Annotated in this window: 14 protein-coding genes; 8 read left to right on the plus strand and 6 right to left on the minus strand. The window is 45.7% G+C overall.

Going from position 1 to position 15669, the window contains the following annotated elements; genetic code table 11:
* Window positions 1-296: 296 nt before the first annotated feature.
* The 4 genes from fbaA to tkt form a co-directional block, all read right to left on the minus strand.
* Window positions 297-1373 (minus strand): class II fructose-bisphosphate aldolase, encoded by a 1077-nt coding sequence (gene fbaA, locus VER99_RS12015; protein ID WP_014233018.1) that lies wholly within the window; start codon window positions 1371-1373, stop codon window positions 297-299.
* Window positions 1374-1527: 154 nt separating this feature from the next.
* Window positions 1528-2688, minus strand: a complete 1161-nt coding sequence (locus VER99_RS12020) for a phosphoglycerate kinase (RefSeq protein WP_014233019.1) — start codon at window positions 2686-2688, stop codon at window positions 1528-1530.
* A 154-nt stretch (window positions 2689-2842) separates the two neighbouring features.
* The gene (gene epd, locus VER99_RS12025) at window positions 2843-3883 is read right to left on the minus strand and encodes an erythrose-4-phosphate dehydrogenase (protein WP_014233020.1); all 1041 of its coding nucleotides are present in this window, start codon (window positions 3881-3883) and stop codon (window positions 2843-2845) included.
* Between the two features lie 141 nt (window positions 3884-4024).
* Entirely contained in the window at window positions 4025-6019 is a 1995-nt protein-coding gene (gene tkt, locus VER99_RS12030) for a transketolase (RefSeq protein ID WP_020333990.1), read from the minus strand.
* A 316-nt stretch (window positions 6020-6335) separates the two neighbouring features.
* Here tkt and metK point away from each other — a divergent pair, with 316 nt between their 5' ends.
* From metK to ruvX, 8 genes are all read left to right on the plus strand, one after another.
* A complete protein-coding gene (metK, locus tag VER99_RS12035) occupies window positions 6336-7490 on the plus strand; it encodes a methionine adenosyltransferase (protein ID WP_014233023.1) in 1155 nt (384 codons plus the stop codon).
* Between the two features lie 475 nt (window positions 7491-7965).
* Window positions 7966-8763 carry a DUF2189 domain-containing protein gene (locus VER99_RS12040; protein ID WP_014233024.1) on the plus strand — a complete coding sequence of 266 codons (798 nt, stop codon included), beginning with the start codon at window positions 7966-7968 and terminating at the stop codon, window positions 8761-8763.
* A gap of 65 nt (window positions 8764-8828) precedes the next feature.
* Complete coding sequence (locus VER99_RS12045; RefSeq protein WP_020333994.1) at window positions 8829-9326, plus strand: SprT family zinc-dependent metalloprotease; 498 nt, start codon at window positions 8829-8831, stop codon at window positions 9324-9326.
* A 131-nt stretch (window positions 9327-9457) separates the two neighbouring features.
* Window positions 9458-10153, plus strand: a complete 696-nt coding sequence (gene endA / locus VER99_RS12050) for a deoxyribonuclease I (RefSeq protein ID WP_020333995.1) — start codon at window positions 9458-9460, stop codon at window positions 10151-10153.
* Window positions 10154-10292: 139 nt separating this feature from the next.
* Window positions 10293-11024 carry a 16S rRNA (uracil(1498)-N(3))-methyltransferase gene (gene rsmE, locus VER99_RS12055; RefSeq protein WP_020333996.1) on the plus strand — a complete coding sequence of 244 codons (732 nt, stop codon included), beginning with the start codon at window positions 10293-10295 and terminating at the stop codon, window positions 11022-11024.
* Window positions 11025-11038: 14 nt separating this feature from the next.
* On the plus strand, window positions 11039-11989 hold the full coding sequence (gshB, locus tag VER99_RS12060) for a glutathione synthase (RefSeq protein ID WP_020333997.1): 951 nt from the start codon (window positions 11039-11041) through the stop codon (window positions 11987-11989).
* 379 nt (window positions 11990-12368) lie between these two features.
* On the plus strand, window positions 12369-12932 hold the full coding sequence (locus tag VER99_RS12065; RefSeq protein WP_014233029.1) for a YqgE/AlgH family protein: 564 nt from the start codon (window positions 12369-12371) through the stop codon (window positions 12930-12932).
* Between the two features lie 41 nt (window positions 12933-12973).
* Window positions 12974-13399, plus strand: a complete 426-nt coding sequence (gene ruvX, locus VER99_RS12070; RefSeq protein WP_014233030.1) for a Holliday junction resolvase RuvX — start codon at window positions 12974-12976, stop codon at window positions 13397-13399.
* 65 nt (window positions 13400-13464) lie between these two features.
* Here the strand turns inward: ruvX and VER99_RS12075 are convergent, their stop codons facing one another.
* Together VER99_RS12075 and VER99_RS12080 are read right to left on the minus strand one after the other, a co-directional pair.
* A complete protein-coding gene (locus VER99_RS12075) occupies window positions 13465-14571 on the minus strand; it encodes a PilT/PilU family type 4a pilus ATPase (RefSeq protein WP_014233031.1) in 1107 nt (368 codons plus the stop codon).
* 30 nt (window positions 14572-14601) lie between these two features.
* Window positions 14602-15642, minus strand: coding sequence for a type IV pilus twitching motility protein PilT (locus VER99_RS12080; protein WP_014233032.1), 1041 nt, complete (start codon window positions 15640-15642; stop codon window positions 14602-14604).
* Window positions 15643-15669: the final 27 nt, after the last annotated feature.

Here is a 15669-nt window from a genome sequence, read left to right on the forward strand (position 1 = left end):
GCAAAGTCAGAATTTCGCAAAGAGAAGCAAAACAAGACGTTATCAGAGTTTTCCTATATCTGCCTGTTACAGGTTACGCAATGCTAACCCATTTCGCTACTTTTATTACCTAAATCCAAACATGCAGTCTACAAAAAGCAACCTGTTGTATACCAATCATACACAACCAATGCTGGTAGTAAATTATTCAATAACGATCGTAGGTTTTAAAGAGCGCCAATCAGATAAACAGCAGATTGAAGACATAAAAAAACCCGCTCAATGAGCGGGTTTTTAACAACTTTAATTCAATCGAATTATAGTACGTCAACTGCGTTAAGGTCAGCAAATGCTTGCTCAAGACGAGTAACCATTGAAGCTTGACCAGCACGTAGCCATACGCGTGGATCGTAGTACTTCTTGTTTGGCGCGTCTTCGCCAGTTGGGTTACCGATTTGACCTTGTAGGTAATCGTGGTTTTCAGCTTCGTACTTACGGATACCATCCCAAGTTGCCCACTGTGTATCTGTATCGATGTTCATTTTGATAACACCGTAACCGATAGACTCTTGGATTTCTGCTTGAGAAGAACCAGAACCACCGTGGAATACGAAGTTTAGAGAGTTAGCTGGTAGGCCGAACTTCTCAGAAACGTACGCTTGAGAATCACGTAGGATAGTTGGAGTAAGAACAACGTTACCTGGCTTGTAAACGCCGTGTACGTTACCGAAAGATGCTGCGATAGTGAAACGGTGGCTAACTGCACTTAGTTTCTCGTATGCGTAAGCAACGTCTTCTGGAGAAGTGTAAAGCTCAGATGCGTCCATGTCAGAGTTATCTACGCCGTCTTCTTCACCACCAGTACAACCTAGTTCGATCTCTAGAGTCATGTTCATCTTAGCCATACGCTCTAGGTATTTAGCACAGATTTCGATGTTCTCTTCTAGAGACTCTTCAGAAAGGTCGATCATGTGAGAAGAGAATAGAGGCTTACCAGTTTGAGCGAAGTGCTCTTCACCAGCATCTAGTAGACCGTCGATCCAAGGTAGAAGTTTCTTAGCAGCGTGGTCAGTGTGTAGAATTACTGGTACACCGTAAGCTTCAGCTACAGCGTGAACGTATTTAGCACCAGCTACAGCACCAAGGATTTGAGCACCTTGACCTTCAAGTTTCACGCCTTTACCAGCGAAGAAAGCTGCGCCGCCGTTAGAGAACTGAACAACAACTGGAGCTTTAACTTTTGCTGCTGCTTCTAGTACTGCGTTTACAGAGTCAGTACCTACAACGTTTACAGCTGGAAGTGCGAAGTTGTTTTCTTTCGCTACTTCAAAAACTTTCTGAACGTCATCGCCAGAGATAACACCTGGTTTTACGAAGTCGAAGATCTTAGACATGGATTCAATCCTATTTATCTGTCGTTTTTAAACAAAACTTGTTAAGTTGAAAATCTTGCAAACGTTTGCTCACAACAGAGGCTATTCTAGCAGAGTTCCTCTCACGTTGCAGCAAACAACAAAGCGGGAGAATAACTCCCCCGCTTTGCTTTAATTACTTAGCGCGTGCTTCTAGCATTTCTACTGCAGGAAGAACTTTACCTTCTACAAACTCAAGGAAAGCGCCGCCACCAGTAGAGATGTAAGATACGTCAGCTTTGATACCGAACTTGTCGATAGCTGCTAGCGTGTCACCACCACCTGCAACAGAGAAGCCTTCAGAAGTTGCGATAGCTTCAGAGATACCTTTAGTACCAGCTTCGAAGTTCTTGAACTCGAATACACCTACTGGACCATTCCAAAGGATAGTTTTCGCGTTTTTAAGAATCTCAGCTAGTGCCGCTGTTGAGTCAGGGCCAAGGTCGAAGATCATGTCGTCGTCTTGAACTTCAGAAACGTCTTTGATTTCAGCTTCTGCGTTTTCATCGAATGCTTTCGCACATGCAACGTCAGTTGCTACTGGAATTGCACACTCATCCATTAGCTTCTTAGCTGTGTCTACTAGGTCTGCTTCGTATAGAGACTTACCAACGTTGTGGCCCGCAGCTGCGATGAATGTGTTTGCGATACCGCCACCAACAACAAGCTGGTCAGCGATTTTAGATAGAGACTCAAGAACAGTCAGTTTAGTAGAAACTTTTGAACCACCTACGATAGCAACCATTGGACGAGCTGGGTTGTCCATTGCTTTGCCTAGTGCATCTAGTTCGTTTGCTAGTAGAGGACCAGCACAAGCTACTGGAGCGTGCATACCAACGCCGTGAGTTGACGCTTGAGCACGGTGAGCCGTACCGAATGCATCCATTACGAATACGTCACATAGTGCTGCGTACTTCTTAGATAGCTCTTCTTCGTTTTTCTTTTCGCCTTTGTTGAAGCGAACGTTTTCTAGAACAACAAGTTCACCAGCGTTTAGCTCTAGGCCATCTAGGTAGTCTTTTGCTAGCTTAACTTCGCAATCTAGTGCGTCGTTTAGGTAGTTAACAACAGGTTGTAGAGAGAACTCTTCAGCGTATTCACCTTCAGTTGGGCGACCTAGGTGAGAAGTAACCATTACTTTAGCGCCTGCTTCTAGGCAGTGCTTAATAGTTGGAAGAGATGCGATGATACGTGCATCAGAAGTTACTTTTCCGTCTTTTACTGGCACGTTTAGGTCAGCACGGATAAATACACGTTTACCTGCAAGATCCAGGTCAGTCATCTTGATTACAGACATGTTGTGTCCTCTCAAATATTTAAAAATTAAAGTTTTTGAAAACTCGGCAACCCTGCCAAGCCTGTTAATTCTTCAAACTGGTTATAGAATATGGAGACATCCAATATTTATTTCAAGGTTAAAAATAAATATTTTTCCACTGCTGCTTTACGGATTACTTCGCAGCTTGCATTGCTAAAGCGGTATCCAGCATCCGATTAGCAAAGCCCCATTCGTTATCGCACCATACGAGCATTTTTACTAGCTGCCCGTTACTCACTCTTGTTTGAGTTCCATCCACAATCGCACTATGGGGGTCGTGATTAAAATCGATGGAAACGAGTGGCGATTCAGTATAGTCAACAATGTCACGTAATGTACACTGAGATGCGTTAACAATGGTTTGATTTACGTCATTAACTTTCACATTTGTACTAATTGTGACACTTAAATCCATTGCAGTAACGTTAACTGTCGGAACGCGAACGGAAATAGCTTCAAATTTGTTAGAAAATTTCGGGAAGATTCTTTCAATCCCCTTATGCAACTTGGTGTCAACAGGAATGATAGATTGGCTTGCAGCACGGGTACGACGTAAATCGCTATGGTAAGCGTCGATGACCTGTTGATCGTTCATAGATGAATGGATAGTCGTAATGGTGCCAGACTCAATTCCGAATGCTTCATCTAAGACTTTGATGATAGGAACGATACAGTTTGTCGTGCAGGAACCATTAGAAACAACGACATGTTCATCTTTAAGGGTTTCGTGGTTTACACCGTAGATAATAGTGTTATCGATGTCGGCTGCCCCTGGGTGGGAAAACAGTACTTTTTTAGCACCCGCTTCTATATGCGCTAAGCCGTCAGCTTTACAGCCATAGACACCCGTACAATCTAATACGATGTCAACTTCGAGGTCACGCCAAGGAAGAAGTTCAATGTCGGCTAGGTGTAAGATCCGGATAGCATCATATTCGCCAGCATCTTGGTGGCATGAGTTGTGGTGAACATATAAGTGCTCTTGGTCATGAGAGATCTTTTTGCCAAAACGGCCATGACTGGTGTCATATTGAAGTAAGTGCGCCATCGCTTCAGGCTGAGCCAGCTCATTTACCGCTACAACCTTAATCTGCTGATGTTTGCCGCTTTCGTACACAGCTCGCAGAACATTACGACCTATACGCCCAAATCCATTGATCGCAACCTTTAGCATTTATCCTTCGCCCTACCAATAATTCGTGTCACAGATAGTACCCGATGACAAACAAAAACGCATTAAGTATGTGCTTTTTACCGACACTATGGGTATAAAAAAGCCGAGCATCGCTGCTCGGCTTTTCATTAACGTATTTAATTACGCTAATAGCTCTTTTGCAGTATTTACTACGTTTTCTGTAGTAAAACCGAACATCTTGAACAGTTCGCCTGCTGGTGCAGATTCACCGAAGGTAGTCATACCGATGATCTTGCCGCCGAAGCCTACATACTTGTACCAGAAGTCTGCGATGCCCGCTTCGATAGCGATACGCGCTGTAACGTCTGATGGCAGTACTGCTTCACGGTAAGCTGCGTCTTGTTTGTCGAATGCATCTGTTGATGGCATTGAAACAACACGTACTTGCTTGCCTTCTGCAGTTAGCTGCGCTGCTGCTTCAACCGCTAGCTCAACTTCTGAACCTGTTGCGATAAGGATAAGCTCTGGCTTGCCTTCGCAATCTTTCAGGATGTAAGCACCTTTCGCGATGTCTGCTACTTGCTCTGCAGTACGCTCTTGTTGTGCTAGGTTCTGACGAGAGAAGATAAGTGCTGTTGGTGCATCTTTACGTTCAATCGCTAGTTTCCAAGCCACTGCTGATTCAACCTGGTCACATGGACGCCATGTGCTCATGTTTGGAGTCAGACGTAGAGAAGCCATTTGCTCAACTGGTTGGTGAGTTGGGCCATCTTCGCCAAGACCGATAGAATCGTGCGTGTATACCTGGATGTTCTGAACTTTCATCAGAGCCGCCATGCGCATTGCGTTACGAGCGTATTCCATGAACATCAGGAACGTTGCACCGTAAGGAACGAAACCGCCGTGTAGCGCGATACCGTTCATGATCGCTGTCATACCAAACTCACGCACACCGTAGTGGATGTAGTTACCTGAGAAGTCATTCGCTTCAAGAGACTTAGAGCCAGACCACATAGTAAGGTTAGAAGGTGCAAGGTCAGCAGAGCCGCCCATGAATTCTGGAAGCATTTGACCAAACGCCTCTAGCGCATTTTGAGAGGCTTTACGTGACGCGATATTTGCTGGGTTTGATTGAAGATCAGCAATGATTTGGTTTGCTTTCTCTTCCCACTGTGCAGGTAGCTCGCCGTTTAGACGACGCTTCAGCTCAGCCGCTTCTGCTGGGTAAGCCGCAGCGTAAGCATCAAATTTCTCGTTCCAAGCCGCTTCTTTTGCTGCGCCAGCTTCTTTTGCATCCCACTCTGCGTATACATCTGCAGGGATTTCAAATGGACCGAATTCCCAACCAAGGTACTCGCGTGCCGCTTGAACTTCATCTTGACCTAGAGGCGCACCGTGACAGTCGTGAGAACCAGACTTGTTAGGAGAGCCGAAACCGATGATCGTCTTAGTACAGATTAATGTAGGACGAGGGTCTGCTTTAGCCGCTTCAATTGCAGCATTGATCGCATCAGGATCGTGACCGTCTACTGCAGGGATTACGTGCCAGCCGTACGCTTCAAAACGCTTAGGTGTATCGTCAGAGAACCAACCTTCAACGTGACCATCGATAGAGATGCCGTTGTCATCCCAGAACGCGATCAGTTTGCCAAGACCTAGTGTGCCCGCCAAAGAACAAGCTTCGTGCGAAATACCTTCCATCAGACAGCCATCACCTAAGAACGCATAAGTGAAGTGGTCAACGATGTCGTGGCCTTCTTTGTTGAACTGTGCAGCAAGTGCTTTTTCAGCCATTGCCATACCAACTGCGTTAGTAATGCCTTGACCTAGAGGACCTGTTGTTGTCTCGATACCTGGTGCATAACCGTACTCTGGGTGACCCGGAGTTTTTGAATGAAGCTGACGGAAGTTTTTCAGATCGTCGATTGATAGCTCATAACCCGTTAGGTGTAGTAGAGAGTAAATCAACATTGAGCCATGGCCGTTTGAAAGTACAAAACGGTCACGATCAGCCCATTCTGGGTTCGATGGGTTGTGGTTTAGATGAGAGCGCCAAAGAACTTCAGCGATATCAGCCATACCCATAGGTGCACCTGGGTGACCTGAGTTAGCTTGTTGAACACCATCCATGCTTAGAGCACGGATTGCATTGGCAAGATGTTTACGAGACGACATGTCTGCTCCTGAGTACGTTAAGCGAAACGAAAAAATTGGTCATAATTCTCTCAAAGCCCCTCAGGGTGTGCAAACGATTTCCACCCCAAAACCTCACAAATATTGCATCTGTGAATTTAAATCCCCTGAAACTCCCAAAATAATAAATAACTCACGCAAACGTTTAGTTGTGACAAAAACCAAAAAAGAGCTTGTAATTCGAGCAATCAAACTTAGAATAGCCGTCTAGATGTAGATACACCTGCATATATTAGTATTATTTTGCGCTGGAGCGTTTATCATGCTCCAGTTTTAAACCAGATATAGTGGAGCTAACATGGCTAAGCACCTGTTTACTTCTGAGTCAGTATCAGAAGGTCATCCAGATAAAATTGCAGACCAGATTTCTGATGCGGTTCTTGACGCGATTCTAGAGCAAGATCCAAAGGCTCGTGTTGCATGTGAGACTTACGTTAAAACCGGTATGGTAATGGTGGGTGGTGAAATCACGACTTCAGCATGGGTTGACATTGAAGAGCTAACTCGTGAAACCGTTCGTGAAATCGGCTACGTACACTCAGATATGGGTTTTGATGCGAACTCTTGTGCAGTACTAAACACAATTGGTAAACAGTCACCAGATATCAACCAAGGTGTTGATAAAGCGGATCCAAAAGAGCAAGGCGCCGGTGACCAAGGCATCATGTTCGGTTACGCATGTAACGAAACTGAAGTTTTAATGCCAGCTCCAATTACTTACTCTCACCGTCTTGTTGAAAAACAAGCAGAAGTACGTAAGAACGGTACACTTCCTTGGTTACGTCCAGATGCGAAATCTCAGGTAACGTTCCAATACGACCAAGGTAAGATCGTAGGTATCGATGCTGTTGTTCTATCAACTCAGCACTGTGATTCAATCTCAACTCCTGAACTGCGTGAAGCGGTAATGGAAGAGATCATCAAGCCAGTTCTACCTTCAGAGTGGATCAACAAAGAGACTAACTTCTTCATCAACCCAACTGGCCGTTTCGTAATCGGTGGTCCAATGGGTGACTGTGGTCTAACTGGTCGTAAGATTATCGTAGATACTTACGGCGGTGCGGCTCGTCACGGTGGTGGTGCGTTCTCAGGTAAAGATCCATCAAAAGTTGACCGTAGTGCAGCATACGCAGCGCGTTACGTAGCGAAAAACATCGTTGCAGCTGGTATGGCTGACCGTTGTGAAATCCAACTTTCTTACGCTATCGGTGTGGCAGATCCAACGTCAATCATGGTGGAAACGTTTGGTACTGAGAAAGTATCTCACGACATCATCATCGAAGCAGTACGTCAGTTCTTCGACCTACGTCCATACGGTCTGCAAGAAATGCTTAACCTTCTGCAGCCAATCTACAAGAAGACAGCAGCATACGGCCACTTTGGTCGTGAAGAGTTCCCATGGGAAGCGACTGATAAAGCAGCACTTCTTCGCGAATTCGCTGGCATCAAGTAATCGAGCTTGCTCTGAATTTCCAAAGCCCTCGCCTTATGGTGGGGGCTTTTTGTTTCCCCCGACTCCCCTCCTTCTCTATCCTCCAGCCCCACCCACTAAGAACAAATTTTAAGCAAATAGTTGTAAATTCCCCCAACTCCGCCAATAGTTAAAATATTGTTAAATTGCGTTTCCGTAACAACGTGGATGTAAGCTAGTGTGACGACAGCAACCTTGGGGAAAACGTTAGCTAAACATCCTTTATGCTTTTAAAACTTATAGGGGTTAGTACCAATCCAAGTAAGCAAACTGTCAGGAATAGCGTAGTCAAAACGCCTGAAATTAACGCGTAATGTTTTGATAAATAATTATTTTCCAGTCAAACATTGTCGCGGAATTATCGAGTATTTGAACGCGTTAGAATGAACAATTATTTACTCCGATGGGTACAAGTCATTTGACAGACAACTGTGTAGGAATAAGCCAAGGAGGAGTTATGCCTCGAACAGTCAATCCATCCGACTTCCATAGTAAACGAAAGGAAGTCCCTGATAACGAATACGCTAGAACCATTCCGTGCAACACGGTCAATCTTAGCGCGCCTTTCCACTGGCTCGCGCTAGGGCTTCATGACTTCGTGCGTATGCCACTCATTAGTGCCTTTTATGGACTGTGCTTCATGGCAGCAGCGATTGGCATCGTATTGCTTGTGCAATGGCAAGGGACGCACCTTGTCGTGATGCCGAGTTTGATCGTCTATATGCTTATTGGGCCATTTTTAGCCCTAGGTTTGTATGATGCCAGTTGGGAACGAGAGCGCGGCCACAAAGCTCGCCTGTTCCACTCAATGAAAGCGATAGGTCGTAACTCAAGCTCTCAATGGGCATTTGCGGTTCTGCTTGCGGTTTGTATGATTTTCTGGATGCGAATCGCCGCACTTCTCCATGCATTGTACCCTTCCGTTCAAGGTGCACCGCTGACAGAGTTCTTGCCCTTCTTAGTGATTGGGTCACTCATTGGTTTTGTACTAGCAAGCGTGGTATTCAGCATTTCTGCCTTCTCTATTCCATTAATGATGGAGCGCAGAGTTGACATGATGACGGCGGTATTCACCAGCTTTAATGCGGTCAAATCCAACATTCCAGCAATGATCGTGTGGGCGGCAATCATCTGTGGGGGTATCTTAATTGGTTTCGCCACCTACGGAATCGGTATGCTGTTTACTATGCCTATTCTCGGCTACGGTACTTGGCACGCCTACCATGCAACGATTAAGAAAAAACACACACCTTAATTCAGTGATGCTATGATCCGGCCCTCGCAACTGCGGGGGCTTTTTATTGAACTTGAGAGGAACGAATGGACATTGAACTAAGCTACAAAGCAAAACAGGTGATGGCGCACTATATCGCATTAGCTGAACATGCTTTTAAGCGTTCATTCCCTATTCCCAGCCTGACCTTTAAAGTCCGAGGTAAAGCAGCAGGAAAAGCGTACCTTCAGCTCAATGAGATTCGCCTTAACCCGGTTTTATTTAAAGAAAACACCCAAGCGTTCTTGCAAGAAGTGATACCGCATGAGGTCGCTCACTTAATCACATATCAGGTTTACGGTCGCGTCCGTCCTCATGGCAAAGAGTGGCAAACCGTAATGGAATCCGTATTTAACGTTCCGGCCAAAACCACACATAGTTTCGAAGTCTCTTCCGTTCAAGGCAAAACCTTCGAATACCGATGTCGCTGCACGACATATCCCCTTTCTATTCGCCGTCACAACAAAGTGCTGCGCAAACAAGCCGTGTATTCGTGTCAAAAATGTCGTCAGCCTCTTAGCTTCACTGGTGTCCAGCTTTCCTAATCCTCAGTTCAATTAAGTCTCAATAGGAAATATTGACCAACATTTCTTTTGTTATTATTAACTTGCTTATTACGAAAGCTAATATCTGAGTGATAGAATGGATAAAGTCATACTTTTTAAAGACTTTAACTATGAAATACCTGTTCTCTTTATTCATTCTTGCACTATCCAGTGCCGCCGTGGCCGCGCCACCAAGTTCATTTTCAGCCGCTAAGCGCGAAGCGGTAAAAATCTATCAAGATCATCCCACCAGCTTTTATTGCGGCTGTGATATTCAATGGCAAGGCAAGAAAGGCTTACCTGATCTTTCCTCTTGTGGTTACCAGGTTCGCAAACAAGAAAAGCGTGCTTCACGCATCGAGTGGGAACATGTCGTTCCAGCTTGGCAATTTGGGCACCAGCTGCAATGCTGGCAAAGCGGTGGTCGTAAAAACTGCTCGCGTAATGACAAAACATTCCGCTCAATGGAAGCCGATCTGCACAACCTGACTCCTGCGATTGGTGAGGTAAATGGTGATCGCTCTAACTACAATTTCAGTCAGTGGAATGGGATCGATGGCGCAACCTATGGTCGTTGTGAAGTCCAGGTAAACTTCAAGCAACGCAAAGTCATGCCACCCGATCGAGCACGCGGCTCCATCGCTCGTACCTATCTTTATATGAGCAAGGAGTACGGCTTCAAACTGTCCAAGCAACAAACTCAGTTAATGAGTGCATGGAACAAAACCTACCCAGCCGATAAATGGGAATGCGAACGCGATAAGCGCATTGCCAAAGTACAAGGCAACCATAATCCATTCGTTCAAGAGGCCTGTCGCGCACTGTAATCCTCACCAATCGCGACAATCGCTAATCTTTCTGTTTGAGGCGTTTCATTTACTCCAATTGAAACGCCTCTTGCCCCTTGTTTTTTCGATGGAAAGCATCCATGTTAGGAACTAAGTTTATTCTCTTGCTGGAAATCTCATGCGTATCCCTCGAATTTATCATCCAGAAACCATTCACCAACTTGGTACACTCGCTTTAAGTGACGACGCCGCTGGCCATATTGGCCGCGTACTTCGTATGAAGGAAGGTCAGGAAGTTCTCCTATTTGACGGTAGTGGTGCAGAGTTTCCCGCAGTTATCGCAGAAGTCAGCAAAAAGAATGTCCTCGTAGACATCTCTGAGCGCGTAGAGAACAGCATTGAATCCCCTTTGGATCTTCACCTAGGACAGGTGATTTCACGAGGCGACAAGATGGAGTTCACCATTCAGAAGTCAGTCGAACTCGGAGTAAATACCATCACTCCCCTTATTTCTGAACGTTGTGGCGTAAAGCTCGATCAAAAACGATTTGAGAAGAAACTGGCCCAATGGCAGAAGATTGCTATCAGTGCTTGCGAGCAGTGTGGACGTAACATCGTTCCAGAAATTCGCCCAATCATGAGCTTGGAAGAGTGGAGCAAAGAAGAGTACGATGGACTTAAGCTCAACCTTCACCCTCGTGCCAAATACTCGATCAACACCCTGCCTACACCAGTTGAAAAAGTGCGCCTGCTGATTGGCCCTGAAGGCGGTTTGTCAGCTGAAGAAATCGATATGACGCGCGAGTACCAATTTGAAGAGACGCTTCTCGGTCCGCGTGTACTTCGCACCGAAACAGCGGCTCTTACCGCAATTACAGCTTTACAAGTTCGTTTCGGCGATCTTGGTTAAAACGGAGAAAAATAATGATCAAACTCGGTATTGTAATGGACCCAATTTCGTCCATTAACATCAAGAAAGACTCTAGCTTTGCCATGATGCTTGAAGCGCAACGCCGCGGCTACGAAATCCACTACATGGAAATGAATGATCTTCACCTCGACCAAGGTGTGGCCATTGCCGACACCAAAGTGGTTGAGCTAAAAGAAGATCCAAACGGCTGGTACGAATTCAAATCAGAGCAAACTATCGAGCTATCTGAGTTAGACGCGGTTCTGATGCGTAAAGATCCTCCGTTTGACACTGAATACATCTACGCAACGTACATCCTTGAGCGTGCAGAAGAGCAAGGCACACTGATCGTCAACAAACCTCAGAGCCTTCGTGACTGCAATGAGAAGTTGTTTACAGCATGGTTCCCTGAATTGACTCCAACCACTATCGTTACCCGTAAAGCTGAAAAGATTAAAGCATTCCGTGAAGAACACGGCGATGTGATCTTAAAGCCTCTTGACGGTATGGGCGGTGCGTCTATTTTCCGCGTAAATGAGAACGATCCAAACGTATCAGTGATCATCGAAACGCTGACTAACCATGGTCAGCATTACGCGATGGCACAAACATTCGTGCCTGATATCAGCAATGGTGACAAGCGCATTCTCGTGGTTGACGGCGAGCCAATGCCTTACTGTCTGGCACGTATTCCGGCGAAAGGCGAAACGCGCGGTAACCTTGCGGCGGGCGGCACGGGTGAAGCTCGTCCTCTAAGTGAAACAGACATTAAAATTGCCCAAACCGTAGCACCAACTCTGAAAGAAAAAGGTCTTATTTTTGTGGGTCTTGATGTGATTGGCGATAAGCTGACAGAAATCAACGTAACCAGCCCGACCTGTATTCGTGAAATCGAAGCAGCATTTGATATCTCAATTACGGGCAAACTAATGGATGCCATTGAACGCCGAGTAAAAGGCGAATAAATAGGGTCTGTTTATCTTGCGTGGTTAATTTTTGTTCGAGATAAAAGCGTTTTAATCGCGGCGAGAGGTTTATAGCCTAGTCATTCTAAGCAAAATACCTCTCAACAAAGAGTAAAGCGCTTTTAGCCGAACCCTTCGGGCAGCGTTTGTGGATACTTTCTACTGCGTTATCGGCTTATCAGGTAGGCCAACTACATTTCAAAGCCTCTGCCTTGTATAAAGAACCCACAAACAGCTGCAAAAATCAGCGCGAAAGGTCAACAGACCCTAAATATATAGTAAAGTTATAGTAGAGAGCTAAATGCAAACTTAAGCAAATTCATGCATATATTGCCAATTTGCTTAAGTGCACTTCTGAGTCCTAAGGATCAGTATGAATATGAACCTCACAAACCATTTTTTAGTTGCCATGCCTGGAATGAAAGATCCCTATTTCCAGAATAGCGTGATCTACGTCTGCGAGCACAACGAAGAAGGCGCAATGGGGTTGATAATCAATGCGCCAGTCGATATCACCGTGGGTAACATGCTTAAGCAAGTCAAAGTACAACCTGTACACCCGCGTTTGTTCGAAGCAAGCCTTGACCGGCCTGTATATAACGGCGGCCCGATCTCAGAAGATCGTGGCTTTATTCTGCATAAACCGAAAGATTACTATGAATCCAGTATTCAGATGACTGATGAGCTTGCAGTGACAACCTCGCGAGACATTCTGACTGTGTTGGGGACCGAAGCTGAGCCAAGCGACTATTTGGTTGCTTTGGGCTACGCAGGTTGGAGCGCAGGGCAGCTGGAAAATGAGTTAGTTGAAAACTCTTGGCTGACCATAGAAGCTACGCCAGAAATCATCTTTGATACTCCAATTACAGACCGTTGGAAAAAAGCAGTAGAAAAACTGGGGATCGATCCGAGTCAGCTTTCTTCTGATGCAGGACATGCCTGATAAGGCAGACTGTTCCCCTAGATTGAGATTTGAGACACCTTATGTCACGTACAATTATGGCTTTTGATTTTGGAACCAAAAGCATCGGCAGCGCGATTGGCCAGGAAATTACCGGTACCGCCTCTCCGCTCAAGGCTTTTAAAGCCAATGATGGTATTCCAAACTGGGACGACATCGAAAAACAGATCAAAGAATGGCAACCGGATTTATTGGTTGTGGGTTTACCAACAGACCTACACGGTAAAGACTTGGAAACCATTACTCCACGCGCGAAGAAGTTTGCTAATCGTCTACAAGGTCGTTATGGCTTACCAGTCGAGCTTCACGATGAACGTTTGTCCACGGCAGAAGCTCGTGCAGACCTATTCGAAATGGGTGGCTATAAAGCGCTGTCGAAAGGAAATATCGACTGTCAATCGGCAGTTGTCATTCTAGAAAGCTGGTTTGAAAACCTTTGGAATGAGTAAATTTGTCTGAAAAAGAAAAGGTTGGCTTGTGCCAACCTTTTTTAATGTCTGGAATATGGGAAATCCTAGTCCATATCAATCTTAACGTTCGCCAAGCTTCCTGTTGCCAGAGGCTCACCGCGTTGGGTCTTCAGCATGAGACGCAGGTCATTTGCCGAATCAGCACTGTGCAGTGCATCTTCTTCACTGATTTTGCCTTGCATCACTAACTTGTAAAGCGACTGGTCAAAAGTCAGCATACCAAACTCATTTGAACGAGCCATCGTCGACTTAAGTTCATGCAGATCGCCACGACGGATTAAATCCGAAACACGCGGGCTGTTCAGCAGGATCTCAAATACGCCATGACGTCCCTGCCCACTCTTATCGCGGATCAACTGCTGACCAACCACGCCTTTTAAGTTCATAGACAGATCAAACAAGAACTGCTCTTTTTGATCTTTAGGTACTAAATGAAGAATCCGCTCTAATGCCTGGTTGGCGTTGTTAGCATGGAGAGTCGCCATACACAAATGCCCGGTTTCAGCAAAAGTCATCGCATATTCCATCGTCTCTCTACTGCGGATTTCGCCGATCAAAATCATATCTGGAGCCTGTCGCAGGGAGTTTTTCAGTGCCACTTCGTAACTTTCGGTGTCTAAACCGACTTCACGCTGGGTTACGATACAACGCTGGTGTTCATGAACAAATTCGATCGGATCTTCTACCGTCAGGATATGCCCGGTCTTATTACTGTTTCGGTAGCCTGTCATCGCCGCCATTGTGGTCGACTTACCAGAGCCAGTCGCACCAACCACCAGCACCAGACCTCTCTTGGCTATCGCTAAATCTTGCAACACCAGAGGCAGTTTGAGCTGCTCAAAGGTAGGGATGTCGGTCTCAATACGGCGAATAACCGCGCCCGGCAATTCTCTCTGGAAAAAGGCACTGACACGGAATCGACCACAATCTCTGACGATAGCAAAGTTAGACTCTCGACTTTTTCGAAACTCCTGACGACGCTCAGGATCCATTGCATTATCCAGCAACTGCGCCACATCATTTTCTGTCAGCTTGTCACCTTGCGGACGTAACTCGCCGTCGACACGAAACAAAATCGGCGCGCCGACCGTGATATAAAGATCCGACGCTTGCAGCGCCAGCATACCTTCAAGAAATTTATTCAGATCCATTTTCCGTATTCACCATTACCTGTATGAGTGTTACGAGAACTGCTGTACATCAAGCCCAACTTTGCTGTCGGCCTCTTCGTGAGAAACAATACCTTGCGCCAATAGCTGACGAGCATTTTGCTCCATAGTCTGCATGCCGTGTGCCGCACCAGTTTGAATTATCGAGTACATCTGTGCGACTTTATCTTCGCGAATCAAATTACGGATTGCTGGTGTCGCCATCATGATTTCATGGCAGGCGACTCGACCACCACCATTACGCTTAAGTAACTTCTGGGCAATGACTGAACTCAACGATTCTGACAACATTGAACGCACCATGTCTTTGTCGCTACCCGGGAATACATCGATAATACGGTCGATGGTTTTTGCGGCTGAGCTGGTGTGTAGCGTTCCAAAAACCAAATGACCGGTTTCTGCGGCGGTCAATGCAAGGCTGATGGTTTCTTTATCACGCATCTCACCAACTAAGATGACATCCGGGTCTTCACGCAACGCACTGCGTAAGGCGTTTTGGAAGCTATGAGTGTCACGGTGAACTTCACGCTGGTTGATCAAACATTTGTTGTTGGTATGAACAAATTCAATTGGATCTTCAATTGTGAGAATGTGCTTATTGTGATTACGATTGATGTAGTCGACAATGGCAGCTAGAGTCGTCGATTTACCAGAGCCGGTTGGTCCGGTTACCAGAACTAAGCCTTTTTGCCCGCTGGCAATCTTGCTGAAGATTTCTGGAGCTTCGAGTTGATCAAGCGTTGGTATGCTGCTTGGAATGGTACGAAATACCGCTGCGCAGCCACGGGACTGGTTAAAGGCGTTGACACGAAAGCGACCAACGTTCTGTAGTTCAAAAGAAAAATCGACTTCGAGTTTTTCTTCGAACTCACTGCGTTGAGCGTCATTCATGATTTCGAATACCAAGCGATGAACCTCTTGGTGTGTAAACGCTGGAATCCCGAGCTTTCTCACATCGCCATCAATTCTGACCATAGGTGGTACACCTGCAGAAAGATGTAGATCTGAGGCATTATGTTTTACACTAAAATCCAGTAACTCAGTGATATCCATTTAAAATCCTTAAGTCTAAAGTACAGC

Source organism: Vibrio natriegens NBRC 15636 = ATCC 14048 = DSM 759, assembly GCF_035621455.1.
Classification (GTDB): Bacteria; Pseudomonadota; Gammaproteobacteria; order Enterobacterales; family Vibrionaceae; genus Vibrio; species Vibrio natriegens.